Raw genomic sequence first — 20,548 nt, forward strand, 5'->3', positions numbered from 1 at the left:
GCTATGCTGCCCGCGCCCGACAGGAAGGAAAACACGAATGGCCGACCCCGATTTCGACGCGCTGATCGACCGGCGCGGGTCCATGTGCAGCAAATGGGACGACATGGGGGCCGCCTGCGGCGTCGATGCGCCCGACGCGCTGGCGATGTGGGTCGCCGACATGGATTTCCGCGCCCCCGACGCCGTGCGCCGCGCGCTGGAAGAGACGGTCGCCACCGGGATCTACGGCTATCCGGGCCAGAACCTGCCCTATCTGGACGCGATCCGCTGGTGGATGGAGACGCGCCACGGCTGGCAGGTCGATCGCGGCGACATCCTGTCGGTCCACGGCCTCGTCAACGGCACCGCGCTGGCGGTGGACGCCTACACGGAGCCGGGCGACGCGGTGATCCTGATGACGCCGGTCTATCACGCCTTCGCCCGCGTGATCCGCGCCGCCGGGCGTGAGGTGCGCGAGCTGCCGCTGGCGATCGAGAACGGGCAGTATCAGCTCGACTGGGACGGCTGGGCCGGGCTGCTGACGGGGTCCGAGCGGATGCTGATCCTCTGCTCGCCCCACAATCCCGGCGGCCGGGTCTGGTCGGCCGAGGAACTGCGCCAGATCGCCGCCTTCTGCCGCGAGCGTGACCTGGTGCTGGTGTCGGACGAGATCCACTGCGACCTGCTGCTGCCGGGCGCACCCGCGCATACCGTGACAGCGCTGGCCGCGCCCGACTGCGCGGACCGGTTGGTGACGCTGACCTCGGCCACCAAGACCTTTAACATCGCCGGCGCTCATATCGGCAACGCGATCATTTCCGACCCCGCGCTGCGCGACCGCTACAAGGCGCGGATGATGGCGCTGGGGATTTCCCCCGGCCTGTTCGGCCTGCCGATGGTGACGGCCGCCTATTCGCCCGAAGGGGCCGAGTGGCTGGACGCGCTGCGCCGCTATCTGGCGGACAACGCCCGCATCTTCGACGACGGCATCGCCCATATCCCCGGCGCGAAGTCGATGAAGCTGCAATCGACCTATCTCGCCTGGGTCGATTTCCGCGGCATGGGCCTGCCCGCCGCCGAACTGCACGACCGGATCGGCAAGCAGGCCCGCATCGCCGCCAACCACGGCGAAAGCTTCGGGTTGGGCGGCGAGGGCTGGATGCGCTTCAACCTCGCCACCCCGAGCGCGCGGGTGCACGAGGCGGTGGCCCGACTGCGGGACGCGTTCAAGGACCTGCAGTGATCCTTCGCGGATGAGGCGGCTGCTTCGGATCGTCGCGCTGGTGCTGCTGGTGATCGGCGGCTGGGCGGTGCTGTTCCGGGACGCGCCGCCCGAGCCCCGGATCGCACGGCCGCTGCCGAAACCCGGCCTTCCGGGCGAGGTCCGAGGACTCACCGGCCCCGTCGAGCGCATCCTGATCGAAAAGGCGGCGCGGCGGATGACCGTCTGGCAGCAGGACGGGGCGATGCGGAGCTACCGCATCGCGCTCGGCTTCGCGCCGGACGGCGACAAATCTCGTCAGGGCGACGGGCGCACGCCCGAGGGGGTCTTCAGGATCGACCGGCGCAATGACCGCAGTGCCTACCACCTGTCGCTCGGGCTGGACTATCCGCAGCCGTCCCACCGGGCGCGGGCCCGCGCGGCGGGCGACGATCCGGGCGGCGACATCATGATCCACGGCCAGCCGAACGAACTGCCGGATGGCACCATCCTGGCGGGCGACTGGACGGCGGGCTGCATCGCCGTCGCCGACGCGCAGATCGAGGAGCTGTTCGCCCATACCGCTATCGGCACCGAGGTCGAGATCAGGCCCTGAGCCGTGCCGGGTCCGGCAGGCGCACCGGACGGCAGGGGTGAGCACTGGCCGTGCGATGGCGAGACGGTGATCGACGACGGCTCAATGCGTCGCCGCTGAAGGATCGCCTGCGGCTGGACGGCGGCTGCACCGCAATGCCGGCGAGTGCGGATGTTCGAGCATTCAGACGGGCAGGGGCCTCAGTCCAGCAGCCGCGCCAGATAGCCGCCGTAATCGTTCTTGCCGAACTTTTTCGCCCGCGCCTTCAGGTCGGCGTCGGTAATCCAGCCCATCTGATGGGCGACCTCGTCGGGGCTGCCCGACTGCATCCCCTGACGCTGCTCCAGCGTGCGGACGAAGTTGCCCGCGTCCAGCAGGCTGGCATGGGTGCCGGTGTCCAGCCAGGCGTAGCCCCGGCCCATCCGCTCCACCCGCAGGCGGCCTTCGTGGAGGTAATCCTCAAGCAGTGTGGTGATCTCCAGCTCGCCCCGGTCGGAGGGCTTGACCGTCCGCGCGCGGGCCGGTGCGTCGCCGTCGAGGAAATAGAGCCCCGTCACCGCATAGTTCGACGGCGGCACGGCGGGCTTTTCGATGATCTGCACCGCGCGGCCCTCCTCGTCGAAGGCGACGACGCCGTAACGCTCGGGGTCGGCGACGTGATAGCCGAAGACGGTCGCGTCCTGCCGCTGATCGGCCTCGTTCAGCATGGCGGTCAGGCCGTGGCCGAAGAAGATGTTGTCGCCCAGCACCATCGCGGACGGCGCGCCGGAAAGGAAATCCTCGGCGAGGATATAGGCCTGCGCGAGGCCGTCGGGACTCGGCTGGACGATCCACTCGAACCGGACGCCCCATTGGCTGCCGTCGCCCAGCAGGCGCTGGAACTGCGTCTGGTCGTCGGGGGTCGTGATGATCGCGATCTCGCGGATGCCGGCCAGCATCAGCACGGTGATCGGGTAGTAGATCATCGGCTTGTCGTAGATCGGCAGAAGCTGCTTCGACACGCCCATCGTGATCGGATAGAGGCGTGTGCCCGATCCTCCGGCCAGGATGATGCCCTTGCGTTTGACCGGGGCCGTCTGGGTCATGCGGTAAGCTCCTCGATGACGGGTCTGAGGCTGTCGCGCCAGTCAGGGCGCGGGATGCCGAAGTCGCGGGTGATGGCCGTGCAGTCGAGCCGCGAGTTCAGCGGCCGTTGTGCAGGGGTGGGGTAGTCGGCGGTCGGGATGTCCACGACCTCGGGGGACAGGCCGGACTGCGCGAAGATCTCGCGCGCGAAGTCGGCCCAGCTCACGTCCGGGCTGCCCGCGAAATGGTAGATGCCGCCCTTCGACGGATCGGAGGCCATCGCCTCGGCCATCGTCAGCACCGCGCGGGCGATATCGGCGGCGGCGGTGGGACCGCCGATCTGGTCGGCCACGATGGTCAGACGCGGACGCTCGGCCCCCAGCCGGCGCATCGTCTTCACAAAGTTGCCCCCGTGGGCCGAGAACACCCAGCTCGTCCGCAGCACCGCCCATTGCCCTCCGGCGGCGGCGATCGCGCGCTCACCCTCCAGCTTTGTCCGGCCATAGACGCCGAGCGGGCCGACCTCCGCATCCTCGGCGCGGGGCAGATCGCCCGAGCCGTCGAAGACGTAGTCGGTCGAGATATGCACGAACGGAATGGCCAGTTCCGCGCAGGCTTCCGCCATCGCGCCGGGGGCGCCCGCGTTGACCAGCCGTGCGGCGTCCGCCTCGGCTTCCGCCTTGTCCACGGCGGTCCACGCGGCGGCGTTGATGACGGCGCTGGGGCGGGCCGCGCGGATCAGCGCGGCGCAGGCGGCCGGGTCCGTCAGGTCGGCCTCGTCGCGGCCCGCGAACCGCGCGTCGGGGGCGATCCGCGCCAGTTCCGTCGCGACCTGGCCGGTCTTTCCGAAAACGAGAATGGTCATGTCGTCACCACGCCCCTCTGGTTCAAGCGAATCTCCAGCCCGTCGAAGAGCGACGGCTGCCCGATGGCCCGTGCGAAATCGGGCAGCACCGATCCGTGCCGGCGGCAGGCGTCGTCATAGTCGATCTGGATCACCGGGCCGATCTTCGACCAGAACGCGCGGATCGCGTCCTGATCGTAATACCATGCGCCATCCGCGCTCAGCTCGTCCGGCAGCGCCTTGTGCGCGCCCCAGAAGCCGGTCTTGCGAAGCTGGTCCGCCCGCGACCGGCGCCAGTCCTCCACATTCCTGAAGAACAGGATCGGCACGATCCGCGCGAACACGGCAAGCATGGTGCTGCGCAGGGCATGCGCTTCCAGCGCGTCGCGCATCATGCAGAACTCCTCGCTGCTGACGACCATGTCGTCGTGGGGCCCGCGCAGATCGCGCAGCGCCTCGGCTTCGGCCGCGAAGATGCCGGGCCGGTCCGGCAGGGGCAGACCGTTCAGGCGCGGCGTGGTCCGCAAGGGGGAGCGCAGGAAAAGATTGGCGAGCGCGATGGCGTTCTCGGCCGGATGCACGGCGATCCCGGCGCCCGCAAGCGCCTCGCGCCGCAGTTGCAGCGCGCGCTGAATCGAGCTGGTGCCGGTCTTGTGGGTTCCGGCATGCAGCCAGAGCGTCCCGCGCGGCGGCTGCATCAGCCGGTTCCCAGCCGCCGCCCGACGCCCTCGCGCTCCAGCAGCGGGCGCCACCAGGCCTCGTTCGCCAGATACCACTCGACCGTGCGGCGCAGCCCTTCCTCGACCGTGACCGAGGGACGCCAGCCGAGTTCGGTGCGGATGCGGGCCGGGTCGATCGCATAGCGGCGATCATGGCCGGGCCGGTCGGTGACGAACTGGATCAGCCGATCGTGCGGGGCGCTGGTGGGGCGCAGGTCGTCCAGATGGGCGCAGATGGTGCGCACCAGATCGATGTTCTTGGCTTCGTTCTCGCCGCCGATATTGTAGCTGCGGCCGTTCTGCCCCTTTTCCAGACACAGCAGCAGCGCGTCGGCGTGATCCTCGACATAAAGCCAGTCGCGCACGTTGCCGCCATCGCCATAGACGGGGATCGGCACGCCGTGCAGCGCGTTCAGGATCACCACCGGCACTAGCTTTTCCGGGAAGTGGAACGGGCCGTAGTTGTTGGAGCAGTTGGTCAGCACCACCGGCAGGCCGTAGGTCTCGTGCCAGGCGCGCACCAGATGGTCGCTGCCCGCCTTCGAGGCGGAATAGGGGCTGCGCGGGTCGTAGGGCGTGTCCTCGGTGAACTGCCCCGTCTCGCCGAGCGAGCCGAACACCTCGTCGGTCGAGATGTGATGGAAGCGGAAACCCTCGGGCTTGCCCTGCTTCGTCCAGTAAGCGCGGGCGGCCTCCAGCATGTTGTAGGTGCCGTTGATGTTCGTCTCGATGAACGCGCCCGGCCCGTCGATCGAGCGGTCAACGTGGCTTTCCGCCGCCAGATGCATCACCGCGTCCGGGCGGTGCTTGGCGAAGATCCGATCCAGCGCCGCGCGGTCGCGGATGTCGGCCTGCTCGAAGGCATAAAGCGGGCTGCCCGCGACCTCCGCCACGTTCTCCAGGTTCGCCGCATAGGTCAGCGAGTCGAGATTGACGACCTCGACCCCGCGCGAGACCGCCAGCCGCACCACCGCCGAGCCGATGAAGCCCGCGCCGCCCGTCACCAGTATCTTCATGCCTGAACCTCGAAGGGGGATTGCCAGTCGGCGAAGGCCGGAAGGAGCTTGTCCTTGTCGGACAGAAGCGGATCGCGGATGCCCCAGTCCACGCCGACACTGTTCCAGAGCACGCCGCCATCGCTGTCGCGGTCATAATACCGGGTGCATTTGTAGATGACCTCGCTGTCATCCTCGAGCGTCAGAACGCCGTGAAGGAAACCCTCCGGCACCCAGAGCTGGCGGCCATTCTCGAAGCTCAGCTCGACGGCGACCGACTGCCCATAGGTCGCGCTGCCGCGCCGCGCGTCCACCGCGACATCCAGCAGCCGCCCGCGCCCGCAGCGCACCAGCTTGCCCTGCGCGTGGGGCGGCGCCTGGTAATGCAGCCCGCGCAGCGTTCCCGCCTGCGCCGACAACGAATGGTTGTCCTGCACGAATTCGGGCAGATGCACGCCCGCCTGTTCGAGCGCCCGGCGGTTCCACGTCTCCTCGAAGAAGCCGCGCGCATCGCCGTGGCGGGCAGGGGTCAGGATCAGCACGCCGGGAAGGCTCGTCTTTTCGATCTGCATCGCTCGCTCCACTTCCGTCGCCGGTTGCATGCCACCAAAACCGGGCGCGTGAAAGCCCTGCGGCTTGGCAAATCCGGCCTTGAGGGGTTAAGGCCACAGGGCGAAATCGTGGGAACATGCGACATGCGGATCGTGGGAGGCAGGCTGCGGGGGCTGAAGCTGGCCGATGTCGGGGCGGGCGATCCGGCGGCGCATCTGCGCCCGACCTCGGACCGCGTGCGCGAGGCGATCTTCAACCTTGTGGAGAACAGCGCCGGCATGTCGCTGGAGGGCGCGAGGGTGCTGGACCTCTTCGCGGGAACCGGCGCGTTGGGGCTTGAGGCGCTGTCGCGCGGCGCGGCGCGGGTTGCCTTCGTGGATGACGGCGCGGCGGCGCGGGCGCTGCTGCGGACCAACGTCGAAAAGGCGCGGGCGATGGGTGCGGCCGACATCTGGCGGCGCGACGCAACGCAACTCGGGCCGAACCGGGGCGCGCGCTATGACGTCGTGTTCCTCGACCCGCCCTATGGCCTGCGCCTGGGCGAGGCCGCCCTCGCCTCCGCGCTCGCTGGCGGCTGGCTCGCCCCCGGCGCGCTGGTCGTGTGGGAGGAGGACACCGCGCCAACCCCGCCCCCCGGCCTGACCCAGATCGACCAGCGCCGCTACGGCGACACGCTGGTGACGCTGCTTCGTAACGGCAACTGAGCGGGACGGCTTCGCGGTTCTTCTTCGCCCAAATATCCCGGGGTCCGGGGCAGCGCCCCGGTCCTGCCGCCGCCCGCGCCCGAAGCGTGACCGCAGCCCGCCGTCGATGCTACGCTCCGGCGAAGACCTAGCCTTGGAGAGACCACGATGCGCCTCGTCCTGCCATTACTCCCCTTCGCGCTGCTCGTCGCTTGCGCCGAGCCGGAGCCGACCGTGCCGGACCTTCGCGCCCGGCAGGAGGCGGCCTGCACCGCCGTCATCGCGGAGCATATCGACCGGCCCGCCGCCGAGGTCCGCTCGCGCTGGGTTGCCGAAAGCGGCGGCGTGGCGAGCGTCGAGGCGGTGGATGGCGACCGGCGGCATCTCTGCGACGTGGACGGCTCGGGCAGGGTGCTGCGTTATGCCCATCCGCGCGGGTGAGGCGGCCCGCGTCGGCAGGATCGGGCAAGGGAGTGACTAACCCGGCCGCCCCCGATCAGCCGCTCCGTCCGCACTTAGCGTTCACGCCTTCGGACGGAACGCCTTGATGACGGCCTCATCCGTCTCGATCCGCGCCGCCCCGATCAGGTCGAGGCAGTAGGGCACCGCCGCGAAGACCGCGTTCAGGCAGGTGGCGATGGCGGCGGGCTTGCCGGGGATCGTGATCATCAGGCAGGCGTCGCGGATGCCCGCCGTCTGGCGCGACAGGATCGCGGTCGGCACCCCTTCCGCCAGCGAGGCGCGGCGCATCTCTTCGCCGAAGCCCGGCAGTTCCTTCTCCAGCACCTCCGCCAACGCCTCGGGGGTCTGGTCGCGCTCGGCGGGGCCGGTGCCGCCGGTGATGAGGATCAGGTCCGCGCCGTCGCCATCGGCCAGCTTGCGCAGCGTGGCCGCCAGCCCCTCGCGCCCGTCGGGCAGGATGTGGCGGGTGATCTCCATCTCCGAGGTGACGGCGCGGCGCAGCCATTCCTCGGCGGCGGGGCCGCCCCGGTCCTCGTATTCGCCGCGGCTGGCGCGGTCGGACACGGTGACGATGGCGATGCGGGCGGGTCGGGTTTCGGGTCGGTTCATGGCTCGGTCATTCATCCTGCGCCGCCATAGTGGTGCGGCGCGGCGCAAAAGGAAAGCCGGGGATCAGGTCGCCCTGGAAAGGCGTTCGGCGATGCGCGCCCGGTTGAGCGCCATCGCCTCGGGGCTGGGCCGCCAGTCGCCGCACCATTCGGGCGCAATCCCGTCCAGCAGATGCGCCGTCTCGGTGAAGCCCGGCGCATAGCCGCGGGCCAGCATCTCGGCCACGAGCGCCGCCTGCCTGCGGGCCAGATAGCCGAGGCGCGGATAGAAGAAGCGGACATGACCCGCGCCCAGCCGGTATTCGGCCGGATTGCGCGGGTCGCCCGGCGTCTCGCCACGCGCGATGGCGGCGCGGACAAGGGTGAAGATGCGCGGCAGTTCGCGGTATTCGGCGACCAGATGCGGCCCGGAGAGTTCCTGCGGCGGGATGCAGTTGATGCGGGTCATCGAAGGGGCAGGGCGGGGCGCCTTTCGCCCCTTACTTCACCCGCTTGTTCCGCTGCGCCACCAGCTTCAGCCGCAGCGCGTTCAGGCGGATGAAGCCCGCCGCGTCCTTCTGGTCATAGGCGCCGGCGTCATCCTCGAACGTCACATGCGCCTCGGAATAGAGCGAATGATCCGACCAGCGGCCCACGCAGCTCACCGAACCCTTGTAGAGCTTCAGCCGCACCGTGCCCGACACATGCTCCTGCGACTTGTCGATCAGCGCCTGCAGCATCTCGCGCTCGGGCGAGAACCAGAAGCCGTTGTAGATCAGTTCCGCATAACGCGGCATCAGGCTGTCCTTGAGATGGCCCGAGCCCGCATCCAGCGTGATCTGCTCGATCCCGCGATGGGCCTCCAGCAGGATCGTGCCGCCGGGCGTCTCGTAGATGCCGCGCGACTTCATCCCGACGAAGCGGTTTTCCACGAAATCCAGCCGGCCGATGCCGTGCCGGCCGCCAAGCTCGTTGAGCCGGGTCAGAATCGTGGCGGGCGACATCGCCTCGCCGTCAATCGCCACCGCGTCGCCGCGCTCGAAGGTGACTTCGATGTATTCGGGCTGGTCCGGCGCGTCCTCGGGGTTCACCGTGCGCTGATAGACGTGATCGGGGGCTTCCTCGGCCGGGTTCTCCAGCGCCTTGCCCTCGGACGAGGTGTGCAGCAAATTCGCATCGACGCTGAACGGCGCCTCGCCGCGCTTGTCCTTGGCGATCGGGATCTGGTGCGCCTCGGCGAATTCGATCAGCTTCGTGCGGCTGGTCAGGTCCCATTCCCGCCACGGCGCGATCACCTTGATCGACGGGTCCAGCGCATAGGCCGACAGTTCGAACCGCACCTGATCGTTGCCCTTGCCGGTCGCGCCATGCGCCACCGCATCCGCGCCATGCTCATGCGCGAGTTCCACCAGCCGCTTGGCGATCAGCGGGCGGGCGATCGAGGTGCCGAGCAGATATTGCCCCTCATACAGCGCGTTGGCGCGGAACATCGGGAAGACGTAGTCGCGCACGAATTCCTCGCGCACGTCCTCGATGTGGATGTTCTCCGGGGCGATCCCCAGCAGCTCGGCCTTGGCCCGCGCCGGCTCCAGCTCCTCGCCCTGACCCAGATCGGCGGTGAAGGTCACGACCTCGCAGCCGTATTCGGTCTGCAGCCATTTCAGGATGATCGAGGTGTCGAGCCCGCCGGAATAGGCAAGAACGACTTTCTTCGGCGCGGCTGCGGTCATCTGTCATACCCCTGAACGACGTGGTTTCGCGCGGGATAGTGATGTTTGCCCGCTCTCACAAGGGGACGAGCGGGGGATGCGCCCCGCCGGGGTTGCCAAGGCCGCCCTTTCGCGCGATTGCGGCGGCATGAGCGAATTCATGGACTCCGTCGCCCGTGCCGAAACCGCGCTGCGGGCGCTGTTCGACCCCACGCCGCTGCTGAAGAACGACCTGCTGTCCCAGCGTTTCGGGGCCGAGATCTGGCTCAAGCGCGAGGACCTGACCCCGGTGCGCAGCTACAAGCTGCGCGGCGCGTTCAACGCCATGCGGCTGTCCGAAGGCGGCCCGGAGGGTGGCCATTTCGTCTGCGCGAGCGCCGGAAATCACGCCCAAGGCGTCGCCTATGCCTGCCGCCATTTCGGGGCGAAGGGCACGATCTTCATGCCGGTGACGACCCCGCAGCAGAAGATCGCCAAGACCCGCATGTTCGGCGGCGATGCCGTGCGGATCGTGCTGACGGGCGATTATTTCGACCAGACGCTGAAGGCCGCGCAGGAATTTTCGGCGGCCGAGGGCGCGGTCTTCCTGTCGCCCTTCGACGATGCCCGGCTGATCGAAGGCCAGGCGACCGTCGCGCAGGAAATCGCCGCGCAGCTTGATGCCGCGCAGGCGGGAACGCCCGATCTGGTGGTGCTGCCAGTGGGCGGCGGCGGGCTTGCGGCGGGCGTCACACGCTGGATGGCCGAGGCGATGCCGGACACAAGCTTTGCCTTTGCCGAGCCTGCGGGCGGCGCGAGCCTGCTTGCCGCGCTGGAAGCGGGCCACCCCGTCACGCTGCCTCGCGTGGACAGTTTCGTGGACGGCGCGGCAGTCGCGCGGATCGGCGATCTGCCCTTCGCGGCGCTGTCGCGCTTTTCTCCCGATCAGGTCCATCCCGCGCCCGAGGACCGGATCAGCGGGACGATGCTCGACCTGCTCAACGTCGAGGGGATCGTGCTGGAGCCGGCGGGGGCGCTCTCCATCGACATCCTGAGCGACCTTGACGCCGCGGGCCTGCTGAAAGGCCGCCGGGTCGTCTGCATCTGCTCGGGCGGCAATTTCGATTTCGAGCGGCTGCCAGAGGTGAAGGAACGCGCGCAGCGCTTCCGGGGCGTCAAGCGCTACTACATCCTGCGCCTGCCGCAGCGGCCCGGCGCGCTGCGCGACTTCCTCGGGCTGCTGGGGCCGGATGACGACGTGGCGCGGTTCGAATATCTGAAGAAATCGGCCCGCAACTTCGGCTCGGTCCTGATCGGGATCGAGACCTCGAAGCCGGAAAACCTCACTGCCCTGTCGCAGCGGCTGGCGGACGCCGGCTTCGACTGGCGCGACATCACGAGCGATACGCTGCTGTCCGAATTCCTGATCTGAGCCTGTCCGGCCGGGCTTAACGGCGGCTTTACTTGCCGGTGCTAGTCAGGCGGAATGAAGCAGCCGAATCGCGCCACCCAGATCCGCGCCCCCGCCGCGTCCGAGCCGCGCCGCTCCGCGCGCCGTGTGGTGCTGCTGGTCGATGACAGCCGCAGCTTCAACGACCTGCTGGCGATGCAGCTGCGCGCCGCCGGCTATGTGGTCCGCCAGGCCGAATCGGGCGAGCGGGCACTGGCCATGTGCATCGAGGATCGGCCGGACATCCTGCTGACCGACTGGGAAATGCCGGGCATGACCGGGCCGGATCTCTGCCGCGCCTTCCGGGCGCTGCCGGCGCCCAGCTACAGCTATGTCGTCCTGCTCACCGGGCGGCGGGCCGACGGGGATGCGGTGCGGGCGTTCTCGGCCGGAGCCGACGATTTTCTGACCAAGCCTGCGCCGCGGGGCGAATTGCTCGCCCGGCTCGCGGTGGGCGAGCGGGTGCTGCTGATGCAGGAGCGGCTGATGGCCGCCAATGCGCGGCTTCAGGCGACGCTGGATCAATTGCACGCGGCCCAGGCCGAGATGGAGGCGGACCTGCGCGAGGCCCGCAAGATCCAGCAGGGGCTGGTGCGCGAACGGCAGGCACGGATCGGCGGGTTCGACCTGTCGCTGCTCATGCGCCCCTCGGGGCATCTGGGCGGCGATCTGGTCGGCTTCCGCCCCGCGGGTCCGGGGCGCTTTGCCGCCTATGCGATCGACGTGTCCGGCAGCGGCATCACCGCGGCGCTGCTGACGGCGCGGCTTGCCGCGCATCTGTCGGGTGCCGACGCCGAACTGCCCGGCACCGGGATGCTGCCGGGGCCGCGGCAGGTGGTGGACGGGCTGAACCGCCTGATGCTCGACGAGGTCCGCTCGGACGTCTATCTCACCATGATCCACGCCGATATCGAGGCCGCGACGGGCCGGATGCGGCTGGTGCAGGCGGGCCATCCGCACCCGATGCTGCAACGCGCCGATGGGCATGTCGTGTCGGTCGGCACAGGCGGGATGCCGGTCGGCATGTTCCGCGACGCCGAATTCGAGGAGATCGAGCTTCAACTTTCCCCCGGCGAGCGGCTGTTCATCGCCTCGGACGGCGTGACCGAGGCGGTCAGCCCCGCCGGCGACCAGCTTGGCGATGACGGGCTGATCGCCGTCATGCGGACGAACGCACCGCTGCGTGGGCCGATCTTCCTCGAATCGCTCTGCTGGTCGCTGTCGGAATTCAGCGGCGGCGCGCGGCTCGACGACATGTCTGCGGTGCTGCTGGAATACGGCCCGGATGAGCCGCCGCCCCCCTGAACGCAGACAGCGGCCCAAGGGGCCGCTGCGCGAGAGAAAGACGAGGAAAGGAGCCTCAGATCAGCAGTACCTGCGTGCCGACCTTGGTGAGGGCGTAAAGCTCCGCGATATGCTCGTTGTAAAGGCCGATGCAGCCGTTCGACGACTTGCGCCCGATCTTGCGGGTGTCGTGGGTGCCGTGGATGCGGTAATAGGTCCAGCTCAGCCACAGCGCATGGGTGCCCATCGGGTTGTCCGGGCCGGGGCCGACGAAGTCCGGCCAGTCCGGGTTGCGCTTCTTCATCTCGGGCGTGGGCGACCAGCTCGGCCCCTCGACCTTCTTGATGATCTCGGTCCGGCCGCGCCGGGTCAGGTCCTCGCTGACCGGGATCGAGGTCGGGAACAGGCGGAATACCGACTCATCCTCGGACCAGTAGGTCAGCGCGCGCGAGGTCATGTCCACCAGCACCGCGCCGTTGGTCAGGTTGGGAAAATAGGGCCGCCAGTCATGCATGCGGAAGCTGGAGATGTTGCGCCGGCTGTCCTGCGAGGCGTCGTGCTGGACGAGACCCGCATCGGGCGTGGCGCCCCCGCCCGCGCCCTGCAGCGGCTGGCCGGTATAGGGGTCGATCGCCTGCGCCAGCGCAGGGCTCGCCAGCCCGGCCGCGCCAAGCGCCGCGCCCGCGGCGATGAAGTTGCGGCGGCTCAGGGCGGCGCCTTCCATCTTGCTCATCGAAATGCTCCTCGTCAGATGGGCCGTTCTGGGGCGGCCCTGGAAGAATGTAGGTTCGATCCCCGGATTGGACCGGAGAGGGCGGCTGTGCAATTCAAACGCGCGTCATCGCCCGGCGCTGTTGCAGGAAAACACACATTCGCCCCCGTTGGTTGCACCCTGAGGCCCGAACGGGGCGTTCTCACGCATTCTTGGGTTTCCGCTGCCCTGCGGCGCGGCTATCTGCAAAGGAAAATTCACGAGGGCCCAAGATGATCAAGCTTCCCCACCTGGCCGCGCTCGCCATGCTCGCGCTGGCCGCCTGCCAGCCCGCGCCGCAGGTTCAGATCGGTCCCGACGGGCAGCCGATCCCCGTGGCCTACCGGATCACCGCCCGCGACCAGGCCGAGATCCCGAACCGCGTCCTGACGCAGGTCAACGCGCTGCGCGCCCAGTCGGGGCTTGCGCCGATGGTGCTCAGCCCGGCGCTGGGTGCGGCGTCGATGGCCCATGCCCGCGACATGGCGGCGCAGAACCGCGCCTGGCATTTCGGCTCGGACGGTTCGTCGCCGCTGGACCGCGCCCGCCGCTCCGGCCATCAGGGCCCGCTGATCGGCGAGAACATCTCCGAGACCTACGAGAACGAGATCTCGACCCTCTCCGCCTGGATGCAGACCCGCGACACCCGCGACGTCATCATGGACCCGGCCGCCCGCCAGCTCGGCATCGGCTGGCTGCAGGAGCCGAGCAACAAGGTCTGGTGGGTGCTGAACGTCGGCGGCTGACCCTGGCGGCTGCGGCCGGCGCCCGCCGGCCTTCCGAACCGCGCCCCGCCCGTTCCCTCGGGCGGCGGCAAATATCCTCGGGGGTGAATGGCGCGGCACGCGCCAGAGGGGGCGGAAAGCCCCCTTTCTTCCTCAGTCCGGCACCAGCATGTAGCCAGCCCCGCGCACCGTCTGCAGATAGCGCGGCTCGCGCGGGTCGCGCTCCAGCTTGCGGCGCAGCCGGGTCATCTGCACGTCGATCGCGCGTTCCGAGTTCTCGCCGCCCTCGTCGGGGCTGCGGCCCAGATCCTCGATCAGCTCGGCGCGGCTGACCGGCTCGCGCGGGGTTTCGGCAAGCCGCCGCAGCAGCGCCTGCTCGCTGCCGGTCAGGCGGATGGGCGTCTCGCCGTCCATCAACTCGCCCTTGGCGGTGTCGTAGCGCAGCGCCCCGAGCGTCATGAAATGCGGCAGCTTCGGTTCCGCCGCGGGCATCCGGCGCAGGATCGCGGCGATCCGCAGCAGCAGCTCGCGCGGCTCGAAAGGTTTGGGCAGGTAGTCGTCGGCGCCCGATTCCAGCCCCTCGATCCGGTCCTCGGTCTCGCCCCGCGCCGTCAGCAGCAGGATCGGCGTCTGAAGGCGCTTGCGCAGGCCGCGGGTCAGTGAAAACCCGTCCTCGCCCGGCATCATCACGTCGATCACCAGCAGGTCGAACTCGAGCCCCGCCAGCAGCCGCCGCGCCTGCTGCGCATCGCGCGCGGTCGTCACCAGATAGCCGCTGCGGACCAGGAACCGCCGCAGCAGCGATCGGATGCGTTCGTCGTCGTCCACGACCAGGATATGCGCTTCGGGCGCGGCAGCCGCTCCGCTCGCCTCGGTCATCGCCGGTCCTCGGCCACGTCACGCAGGGCCTGGAACTGGCGCAGCGTGTCGCGGTCCATCATCGCCTCCAGCACCTGCCGGAACCCGGCCACGGCCTGCGGGCCGGTGGCGCGATAGGCGGCCGCCATCCGCGCCCGCTGGCTTTCCGACAGCCGCCGCTCCAGCGCCGTGCCCTTCTGGGTCAGGTGCAGCTCGCGCTCGCGCCGGTCGCGGCGGCCGATGCGGCTTTCGACCAGCCCGTCATCGACCAGCGTCCGCAGCACCCGGTTCAGCGACTGCTTGGTCACGCCCAGCACGTCCAGCAGCCCGGTGACGGTCAGCCCCGGATCGCGGTGGATGAAATGCAGCGCCCGGTGATGGGCGCGGCCATAGCCGATCTCGTCCAGGATCAGGTCCGGGTCCGAGGTGAAGGCGCGATAGGCGAAATACATCGCCTCGATCCCGCGGCGCAGCTGTTCGTCGGTCAGGAACAGCAGGCTCTCGCCCCCGGCCTGCGCCGAACTGCCCCCCCTGCTGATCGCGACCCGGCCTGACATCTGCATCGGCTGCTCCCCTTTCCTGCTGGCTCCTAAATAGGGCAGGCTTGTTGACATTCCAAGAATCAATCGCTACCGCTCGGGTCAATTGGCGCAACTTTATGCCGGATGTGCGGGGCTGCGGCGAAACATATGCAAAATCTCAAGGCGGAGTAGGGCGATGGCCGGAAGTTACGAGGATCGCGACGGCAAGATCTGGATGGATGGCGAGCTGATCGACTGGCGCGATGCCAAGGTCCACGTGCTGACCCACGCGCTGCACTATGCCAGCGCCGTGTTCGAGGGCGAGCGCTGCTATGACGGCAAGATCTTCAAGGGCCACGAGCATTCCAAGCGGCTGCTGAAATCCGGCGAGCTGATCGACATGGAGATCCCCTGGACCGCCGAGCAGATCGACGCCGCCAAGCGCGAGGTGCTGGACGCCAACGGCTTCACCAACGCCTATATCCGCGCGCTCGCCTTCCGTGGCGCCGGCCCGGACATGGGGGTCGCGGCCAGCCACAACCCGGTGCGGCTGGCGATCTGCACCTGGGAATGGGGCAGCTATTACGGGGACGCCAAGTGGCAGGGCGCCAAGCTGGACATCGCCAAGTGGAAGCGCCCGAGCCCGGAAACCATCCCTGCGGCGGCCAAGGCGGCGGGGCTCTACATGATCTGCACCATGTCCAAGCACGCGGCAGAGAAGAAGGGCTGCTCGGACGCGCTGTTCATGGATTACCGCGGCTACGTGGCCGAGGCGACCGGCGCCAACGTGTTCTTCGTCAAGGACGGCGAAGTGCATACGCCGCTGGCCGACGTGTTCCTGAACGGGCTGACCCGTCAGACGATCATCGCCATGCTCAAGGAGCAGGGGGTGCCTGTGCATGAGCGGCATATCCTTCCCGAGGAAATCGGCGGGTTCCAGGAATGCTTCCTGACCGGCTCGGCCGCCGAGGTCACGCCCGTCGCCCAGATCGGCGAGGACTGGCATTTCCAGGTCGGCGCGACGACGCGCAAGATCGCCGAGGATTACGACGCGCTGGTCCGGGCCTGACACGTCGAAGGGGGCTGCGCGCCCCCCACGGCCTGCGGCCGTCCCCCCGCGGGATATTTGCGGACAGAAGATCGCGGGCGCATGGGCGGGTTCCATGCGCCTGTCGCATGTTGCGATCAGGGTGTTTGTGACTAGATGAGCGGGATGTCCGAACTGACCGTTTCCGTCCTGCCCGGCATCGATGGCATTTCCGCGTCCGACTGGGATGGCTGCGGCCCCGGCGGCGATCCCTTCACCACCCACCGCTTCCTGCTGGCGCTGGAGCAGTCCGGCTCGGTCGGCGGGCGCACCGGCTGGCACCCCAGCCATCTTGTCTCGCGGCTGGATGGCAAGGTGGTCGGCGTCGCGCCCGCCTATCTCAAGAGTCACAGCCAGGGCGAATACATCTTCGACCATAACTGGGCCGACGCCTGGATGCGGGCGGGCGGGGAGTATTATCCCAAGCTGCAATGCGCCGTGCCCTTCACCCCGGCGACCGGGCCGCGCCTGATTGCTGCCGAGCCGGCGGTGCAGGCGGCGCTGCTGGCGGCGATGCAGCATGTCGCGGGGCAGGCGGGGCTGTCGTCGGCCCACGTCACCTTCTGCACGAAGCCCGAGCGCGATCTGGGCGAGGCGCAGGGCTGGCTGGGCCGCACGACCACGCAGTATCACTGGGAAAACCGGGGCTATGGCAGCTTTGACGATTTCCTCGGCGATCTGAGCAGTCGAAAGCGCAAGGCCATCCGCAAGGAGCGGGAGCGCGCGCAGGCGTTCGGCGGCACCATCCGCAGCCTGACGGGCGACGATCTGCGCCCCGAGCATTGGGACGCGTTCTGGGCCTTCTATCTGGACACCGGCGGGCGCAAATGGGGCCGCCCCTATCTGACCCGCGCCTTCTTCGACCAGCTGCACCAGACGATGCGCGACGACGTGCTGCTGGTGCTGGCGGAACGCGAGGGCCGCCCGATCGCGGGCGCGCTGAACTTCATCGGCCGTGAGACGCTGTTCGGGCGCTACTGGGGCTGTGTCGAGGATCACCCCTATCTGCATTTCGAGCTTTGCTATCATCGCGCCATCGACTGGGCGATCGAACACGGCCTGTCCCGCGTCGAGGCGGGCGCGCAGGGCGAGCACAAGCTCGCGCGCGGCTACATGCCGAGCGAGATCCACTCGCTGCACTGGATCGCCGATCCGGGCTTCCGCCGCGCGCTGGAGGGGTATCTGCAGCACGAGGCGGAGGCGGTCGGCGACGACATGGCCGAGACGGCCGCCTTCGGCCCGTTCCGGCGCGGCTGACTGCTGCAGAAGCCTAAGATTGTAGGCGAATAACCGGCTGCGGGGGCCAGTCGGAAAGCAAATCTAAAGACGCGGGCCGCTAGGGTCATCGCCACTGTCCGAAGTCGGGACACGGGGGCGAGATGGTCGGTTTTCTGCATGTCGGGACATACAGGCACCCGCAATCGGTGTTTTCGACCAATCTGACCGACGTGCAGCTCGGCGTGTTCGGCGGGGTGCTGAACCTGTTCGTCGTCACCCATCTCGGCGGCGGGCTGAGCCGCTGGGTGCTGGACGCGAGCGGCGGTTTCCGGCTGGAGGAGAGCAGCGCCTGGGCGCCGGGAATGCGCCATCGGGAGGCGCCGGAGATCGTCCTGCTGGAGGGGGCCGGCGGCACGAGCCTGCTGACGCCCGGCATCCTGGGCGCTGTGGACATGGGCCGGATACTCGGCAGCCGCGGGGAAATCGGCAGCCTGGACCGTGCGCTCGCCGATGCGCCGCTGCCGGAGGACGTCGTCAATATGGCCCGGCTGACGACCGGGGCGGGCATCGATTGCGTGGCGACGACGCGCGCGGGCGACACGCAGATCACGCTGTGGCGCGTCTCGGCGGCGGGGGAGTTCACCCAGATGGCGGCGACGATCCGCCAGCCGCAACCGGAGGGCGCGCAGGTCGATTCGCTGCTGGTGGTCAGGATCAACGGCGCGGTGGTGGTGGTCTCGACCTCGCTCGGCGGCAACTATGTCGCGACGCATCGCGTGCAGGATGACGGAACGCTGGCGCCGGGCGAGTATCTGAGCAGCGAGCAGGGGACCGGCTTCAACCAGCCGCGCGATGTCGTCCATGCGGAGGTGGGAGGGCGTCACTTCCTCGTCGTCAGCTCGGCGCAAAGCTCGTCGCTGACGGTGGTGAGCATCTCGGCCGACGGGCGGATGATGCCGGTGGACCATGTCATCGACGAGCGGACGACGCGATTTCAGAATGTCACCGCGCTGGAATCGATCACGATCGACGGGCGCAGCTTCATCATCGCCGGGGGCGCCGATGACGGGCTGACGCTGCTCACGCTGACGGCCGACGGGCAGCTTATTCATTTGGCCACCATTGCCGACACGGCTCAACTCGCGCTGGCGGATGTGAGCTCGATCTCGGCTGCCGTGATCGATGGCCGCATCGTGGTGGTGGCCGCCTCGGCGACCGAGCATGCCTTCTCGCAATTCGTGATCGATCCCGGCGCGATCGGCCGCACCGGTCGGGTCGGGGCCGGCGTGCAGGACGGGACAGCGCAGGGCGACCTGCTTCAGGGCTCGGACGGCACCACGGTGATCCGGGGCGGTGCAGGCGACGATATCCTGATCGCGGGAACCCAGTCGATCGCCCTGTGGGGGGGCGAGGGGGCGGATCTGTTCGTCGCCACCGATCCCGGCGGGCGCATCGCGGTCCGCGACTTCGACATTACCGAGGACCGGCTGGACCTGTCATTGTTGGGCATGATCCGCAGCACCGCGCAGCTGGTGTTCCGCCCGCAGAGCTACGGGATGAAGATCTTCTACAACGACACGGTGATCGACATCTTTTCCGTCGATGGCACCACTCTGCTGCCGCATCAGTTCACCGACGCGATGTTCCCCATCGCCCACTATACCCCGCCTCAGCTTCCCGTCCGCATCGTCGGGACCATCGGCGCGGACACGCTGGTCGCCCCGCCTCCCGGTGCGACGATTGAGGGCAGCGGCAGCAACGACACGATCATCGGCAGCGCCGCGCCCGACGCGCTGCATGGGGGCGCCGGGGATGACATCCTGCGGGGCGGCGGCGGCGACGATCTTCTGGCCGGCAACACCGGCGACGACGTGCTGCATGGCGACGACGGCGCGGATACGCTGCTGGGCGGCGACGGGTCCGACACGCTGTTCGGCGATGCAGGCGATGATCGCCTTTTCGGCGAGCGCGGCGACGATCTGCTGACCGCCGGGGCGGGCAACGACTGGCTGGAGGGGGGAGAGGGTGCCGACACCCTGCATGGCGGCGACGGCGACGATTCGCTTTACGGCCAGGGCGGGGACGACTTCAGCGATGGCGGGGCGGGCAACGATCTCATCATCGATCAGGGCGGGTCGAACCATCTGGCCGGCGGGGCGGGCAACGACTCGCTGGTCAGCGGCGCGGGCAACGACACGCTGATCGGGGGCGAGGGAGACGATCAGCTGACCGGGGGCGCCGGGGCAGACAGCCTGTCCGGCGGCGACGGGCGCGATTCGCTGAACGGCGGGCCGGGGCCCGACACGCTGAGGGGCAGCGCGGGCGACGACCAGATCTATGGCGGCACCGAGGATGACTGGCTGTTTGGCGATGACGGCGCCGACACCCTGAACGCGGCCGCGGGCAACGACACGCTGCATGGCGGCGCGGGCGACGACATGCTTTCGGGGGAATCCGGCAACGATGTCCTGCGCGGGGAGGGCGGCGCCGACTCGCTCATCGGCGGCGACGGGGACGATCTGCTCTTTGGCGGCGATGGCGGAGATCTGCTGGTCGGCGGCGCCGGTGCCGACACGCTGTTCGGCGACGATGGCGACGACACGATCCAGGGCGGGGACGGCGCCGACCTCATCCATGACGGCGCGGGCAACGACGTGGTGGATGCGGGGGCGGGCGACGATACGGTTTTCGGCAAGGACGGCGACGACACGCTGGACGGCGGCGCGGGGCACGATGTCCTCTGGGGCGGGCTGGGCCACGACTTCCTGCTGGGCGGCGACGGCGAGGACTGGCTGAGCGGCGATGGCGGCGATGACTGGATCGACGGCGGCGCGGGCGCCGATACGCTTCATGGCGGCTGGGGCCGCGATACGCTGTTCGGCGGGCAGGGTGCCGACCTGCTCGACGCAGGGCATGGCGACGACCGGCTGATCGGCGGCGGCGCGGGCGGGATGGATACCCTGATCGGCGGCGGCGGCGCGGACGAGTTCGTCCTGCTGCCCGATTCCGGCGGCCCGGTCTTCATGCGGGTGCAGGACTTCACCCGCGGGACCGATCGCGTCGGGTTCGACATGGACGGGCTGACCTTCATCGGCGACGCGGCGTTTTCCGGTGCGGGGCAGGTGCGCTGGATGCGCTATGACGATCTCGCTGGCGGCGGCGTGCTGCTGATCGCCGATCTCGACGGGGATCGGGTCGCCGACATGGGCATCTATCTCGAGGGGCTCGACAGTCTCAGCTTCGGCGACCTGCTGACGCTGCCGCCCGATGACCTGCTGCTGTAG

At 69.1% G+C, this 20,548-nt stretch carries 21 protein-coding genes; 10 read left to right on the forward strand and 11 right to left on the reverse strand.

The window, feature by feature from the left end; translation table 11 throughout:
• Positions 1-37: 37 nt before the first annotated feature.
• Entirely contained in the window at positions 38-1,222 is a 1,185-nt protein-coding gene (locus KTN05_RS11440) for a MalY/PatB family protein (protein ID WP_217329539.1), read from the forward strand.
• A 10-nt stretch (positions 1,223-1,232) separates the two neighbouring features.
• Positions 1,233-1,796: a murein L,D-transpeptidase family protein gene (locus KTN05_RS11445; protein ID WP_217329540.1), complete on the forward strand. Its 564-nt coding sequence runs from the start codon at positions 1,233-1,235 to the stop codon at positions 1,794-1,796.
• A 179-nt stretch (positions 1,797-1,975) separates the two neighbouring features.
• On the opposite strand, the gene rfbA is transcribed toward KTN05_RS11445, so the two are convergent.
• The 5 genes from rfbA to rfbC are packed head-to-tail and all read right to left on the reverse strand — an operon-like array spanning position 1,976 to position 5,970.
• Positions 1,976-2,860, reverse strand: a complete 885-nt coding sequence (gene rfbA / locus KTN05_RS11450) for a glucose-1-phosphate thymidylyltransferase RfbA (protein ID WP_217329541.1) — start codon at positions 2,858-2,860, stop codon at positions 1,976-1,978.
• Positions 2,857-3,705, reverse strand: a complete 849-nt coding sequence (rfbD, locus tag KTN05_RS11455; RefSeq protein WP_217329542.1) for a dTDP-4-dehydrorhamnose reductase — start codon at positions 3,703-3,705, stop codon at positions 2,857-2,859. The genes rfbA and rfbD overlap by 4 nt, the downstream gene beginning before the upstream one ends.
• Positions 3,702-4,382, reverse strand: a complete 681-nt coding sequence (locus KTN05_RS11460) for a hypothetical protein (RefSeq protein WP_217329543.1) — start codon at positions 4,380-4,382, stop codon at positions 3,702-3,704. The genes rfbD and KTN05_RS11460 overlap by 4 nt, the downstream gene beginning before the upstream one ends.
• The gene (gene rfbB / locus KTN05_RS11465) at positions 4,382-5,419 is read right to left on the reverse strand and encodes a dTDP-glucose 4,6-dehydratase (RefSeq protein WP_217329544.1); all 1,038 of its coding nucleotides are present in this window, start codon (positions 5,417-5,419) and stop codon (positions 4,382-4,384) included. Before rfbB ends, KTN05_RS11460 begins: the two co-directional genes overlap by 1 nt.
• A complete protein-coding gene (rfbC, locus tag KTN05_RS11470) occupies positions 5,416-5,970 on the reverse strand; it encodes a dTDP-4-dehydrorhamnose 3,5-epimerase (protein WP_217329545.1) in 555 nt (184 codons plus the stop codon). Before rfbC ends, rfbB begins: the two co-directional genes overlap by 4 nt.
• 123 nt (positions 5,971-6,093) lie before the next feature.
• On the opposite strand from rfbC, the gene rsmD reads away from it, so the two are divergent.
• Together rsmD and KTN05_RS11480 are read left to right on the forward strand one after the other, a co-directional pair.
• Positions 6,094-6,654 carry a 16S rRNA (guanine(966)-N(2))-methyltransferase RsmD gene (rsmD, locus tag KTN05_RS11475; protein ID WP_217329546.1) on the forward strand — a complete coding sequence of 187 codons (561 nt, stop codon included), beginning with the start codon at positions 6,094-6,096 and terminating at the stop codon, positions 6,652-6,654.
• Between the two features lie 147 nt (positions 6,655-6,801).
• Positions 6,802-7,074: a hypothetical protein gene (locus KTN05_RS11480; RefSeq protein WP_217329547.1), complete on the forward strand. Its 273-nt coding sequence runs from the start codon at positions 6,802-6,804 to the stop codon at positions 7,072-7,074.
• Between the two features lie 81 nt (positions 7,075-7,155).
• On the opposite strand, the gene mog is transcribed toward KTN05_RS11480, so the two are convergent.
• The 3 genes from mog to KTN05_RS11495 all read right to left on the reverse strand — a co-directional run bounded on the left by mog (position 7,156) and on the right by KTN05_RS11495 (position 9,412).
• Complete coding sequence (mog, locus tag KTN05_RS11485; RefSeq protein ID WP_217329548.1) at positions 7,156-7,704, reverse strand: molybdopterin adenylyltransferase; 549 nt, start codon at positions 7,702-7,704, stop codon at positions 7,156-7,158.
• 63 nt (positions 7,705-7,767) lie between these two features.
• Positions 7,768-8,151: a pyrimidine dimer DNA glycosylase/endonuclease V gene (locus KTN05_RS11490; protein WP_217329549.1), complete on the reverse strand. Its 384-nt coding sequence runs from the start codon at positions 8,149-8,151 to the stop codon at positions 7,768-7,770.
• 31 nt (positions 8,152-8,182) lie between these two features.
• Positions 8,183-9,412 (reverse strand): argininosuccinate synthase, encoded by a 1,230-nt coding sequence (locus KTN05_RS11495; protein ID WP_217329550.1) that lies wholly within the window; start codon positions 9,410-9,412, stop codon positions 8,183-8,185.
• A 127-nt stretch (positions 9,413-9,539) separates the two neighbouring features.
• On the opposite strand from KTN05_RS11495, the gene ilvA reads away from it, so the two are divergent.
• Together ilvA and KTN05_RS11505 are read left to right on the forward strand one after the other, a co-directional pair.
• Complete coding sequence (ilvA, locus tag KTN05_RS11500; protein ID WP_217329551.1) at positions 9,540-10,802, forward strand: threonine ammonia-lyase IlvA; 1,263 nt, start codon at positions 9,540-9,542, stop codon at positions 10,800-10,802.
• Positions 10,803-10,856: 54 nt separating this feature from the next.
• Positions 10,857-12,125, forward strand: coding sequence for a PP2C family protein-serine/threonine phosphatase (locus tag KTN05_RS11505; RefSeq protein WP_217329552.1), 1,269 nt, complete (start codon positions 10,857-10,859; stop codon positions 12,123-12,125).
• 55 nt (positions 12,126-12,180) lie between these two features.
• Here KTN05_RS11505 and KTN05_RS11510 read toward each other — a convergent pair whose 3' ends face one another.
• Positions 12,181-12,837 (reverse strand): L,D-transpeptidase, encoded by a 657-nt coding sequence (locus tag KTN05_RS11510; protein WP_217329553.1) that lies wholly within the window; start codon positions 12,835-12,837, stop codon positions 12,181-12,183.
• 251 nt (positions 12,838-13,088) lie between these two features.
• On the opposite strand from KTN05_RS11510, the gene KTN05_RS11515 reads away from it, so the two are divergent.
• Positions 13,089-13,601, forward strand: a complete 513-nt coding sequence (locus KTN05_RS11515; RefSeq protein ID WP_217329554.1) for a CAP domain-containing protein — start codon at positions 13,089-13,091, stop codon at positions 13,599-13,601.
• A gap of 132 nt (positions 13,602-13,733) precedes the next feature.
• On the opposite strand, the gene KTN05_RS11520 is transcribed toward KTN05_RS11515, so the two are convergent.
• Positions 13,734-14,459, reverse strand: a complete 726-nt coding sequence (locus tag KTN05_RS11520; protein WP_217329555.1) for a response regulator — start codon at positions 14,457-14,459, stop codon at positions 13,734-13,736.
• On the reverse strand, positions 14,456-14,995 hold the full coding sequence (locus KTN05_RS11525) for a MarR family winged helix-turn-helix transcriptional regulator (protein ID WP_217329619.1): 540 nt from the start codon (positions 14,993-14,995) through the stop codon (positions 14,456-14,458). The genes KTN05_RS11520 and KTN05_RS11525 overlap by 4 nt, the downstream gene beginning before the upstream one ends.
• Positions 14,996-15,155: 160 nt before the next feature.
• Here KTN05_RS11525 and KTN05_RS11530 point away from each other — a divergent pair, with 160 nt between their 5' ends.
• The 3 genes from KTN05_RS11530 to KTN05_RS18675 all read left to right on the forward strand — a co-directional run bounded on the left by KTN05_RS11530 (position 15,156) and on the right by KTN05_RS18675 (position 20,548).
• Positions 15,156-16,028, forward strand: a complete 873-nt coding sequence (locus KTN05_RS11530; protein WP_217329556.1) for a branched-chain amino acid aminotransferase — start codon at positions 15,156-15,158, stop codon at positions 16,026-16,028.
• 144 nt (positions 16,029-16,172) lie between these two features.
• On the forward strand, positions 16,173-17,303 hold the full coding sequence (locus KTN05_RS11535; RefSeq protein WP_217329557.1) for a GNAT family N-acetyltransferase: 1,131 nt from the start codon (positions 16,173-16,175) through the stop codon (positions 17,301-17,303).
• A 167-nt stretch (positions 17,304-17,470) separates the two neighbouring features.
• Positions 17,471-20,548: a calcium-binding protein gene (locus KTN05_RS18675; RefSeq protein ID WP_371823345.1), complete on the forward strand. Its 3,078-nt coding sequence runs from the start codon at positions 17,471-17,473 to the stop codon at positions 20,546-20,548.

This window comes from Paracoccus sp. Z118 (assembly GCF_019061185.1).
Lineage (GTDB): Bacteria > Pseudomonadota > Alphaproteobacteria > Rhodobacterales > Rhodobacteraceae > Paracoccus.

Excerpts from the sequence above, each read along its gene's own strand:
- rfbC (WP_217329545.1), bottom strand. The coding sequence starts at position 5,970 with ATGCAGATCGAAAAGACGAGCCTTCCCGGCGTGCTGATCCTGACCCCT.
- KTN05_RS11490 (WP_217329549.1), bottom strand. The coding sequence starts at position 8,151 with ATGACCCGCATCAACTGCATCCCGCCGCAGGAACTCTCCGGGCCGCAT.
- KTN05_RS11445 (WP_217329540.1), top strand. The coding sequence starts at position 1,233 with ATGAGGCGGCTGCTTCGGATCGTCGCGCTGGTGCTGCTGGTGATCGGC.
- KTN05_RS11510 (WP_217329553.1), bottom strand. The coding sequence starts at position 12,837 with ATGAGCAAGATGGAAGGCGCCGCCCTGAGCCGCCGCAACTTCATCGCC.
- KTN05_RS11480 (WP_217329547.1), top strand. The coding sequence starts at position 6,802 with ATGCGCCTCGTCCTGCCATTACTCCCCTTCGCGCTGCTCGTCGCTTGC.
- KTN05_RS11520 (WP_217329555.1), bottom strand. The coding sequence starts at position 14,459 with ATGACCGAGGCGAGCGGAGCGGCTGCCGCGCCCGAAGCGCATATCCTG.
- KTN05_RS11515 (WP_217329554.1), top strand. The coding sequence starts at position 13,089 with ATGATCAAGCTTCCCCACCTGGCCGCGCTCGCCATGCTCGCGCTGGCC.
- rfbD (WP_217329542.1), bottom strand. The coding sequence starts at position 3,705 with ATGACCATTCTCGTTTTCGGAAAGACCGGCCAGGTCGCGACGGAACTG.
- ilvA (WP_217329551.1), top strand. The coding sequence starts at position 9,540 with ATGAGCGAATTCATGGACTCCGTCGCCCGTGCCGAAACCGCGCTGCGG.
- KTN05_RS11505 (WP_217329552.1), top strand. The coding sequence starts at position 10,857 with ATGAAGCAGCCGAATCGCGCCACCCAGATCCGCGCCCCCGCCGCGTCC.
- KTN05_RS11440 (WP_217329539.1), top strand. The coding sequence starts at position 38 with ATGGCCGACCCCGATTTCGACGCGCTGATCGACCGGCGCGGGTCCATG.
- rfbB (WP_217329544.1), bottom strand. The coding sequence starts at position 5,419 with ATGAAGATACTGGTGACGGGCGGCGCGGGCTTCATCGGCTCGGCGGTG.
- KTN05_RS11530 (WP_217329556.1), top strand. The coding sequence starts at position 15,156 with ATGGCCGGAAGTTACGAGGATCGCGACGGCAAGATCTGGATGGATGGC.
- rsmD (WP_217329546.1), top strand. The coding sequence starts at position 6,094 with ATGCGGATCGTGGGAGGCAGGCTGCGGGGGCTGAAGCTGGCCGATGTC.
- rfbA (WP_217329541.1), bottom strand. The coding sequence starts at position 2,860 with ATGACCCAGACGGCCCCGGTCAAACGCAAGGGCATCATCCTGGCCGGA.
- KTN05_RS11460 (WP_217329543.1), bottom strand. The coding sequence starts at position 4,382 with ATGCAGCCGCCGCGCGGGACGCTCTGGCTGCATGCCGGAACCCACAAG.
- KTN05_RS11525 (WP_217329619.1), bottom strand. The coding sequence starts at position 14,995 with ATGTCAGGCCGGGTCGCGATCAGCAGGGGGGGCAGTTCGGCGCAGGCC.
- KTN05_RS11535 (WP_217329557.1), top strand. The coding sequence starts at position 16,173 with ATGTCCGAACTGACCGTTTCCGTCCTGCCCGGCATCGATGGCATTTCC.
- mog (WP_217329548.1), bottom strand. The coding sequence starts at position 7,704 with ATGAACCGACCCGAAACCCGACCCGCCCGCATCGCCATCGTCACCGTG.
- KTN05_RS11495 (WP_217329550.1), bottom strand. The coding sequence starts at position 9,412 with ATGACCGCAGCCGCGCCGAAGAAAGTCGTTCTTGCCTATTCCGGCGGG.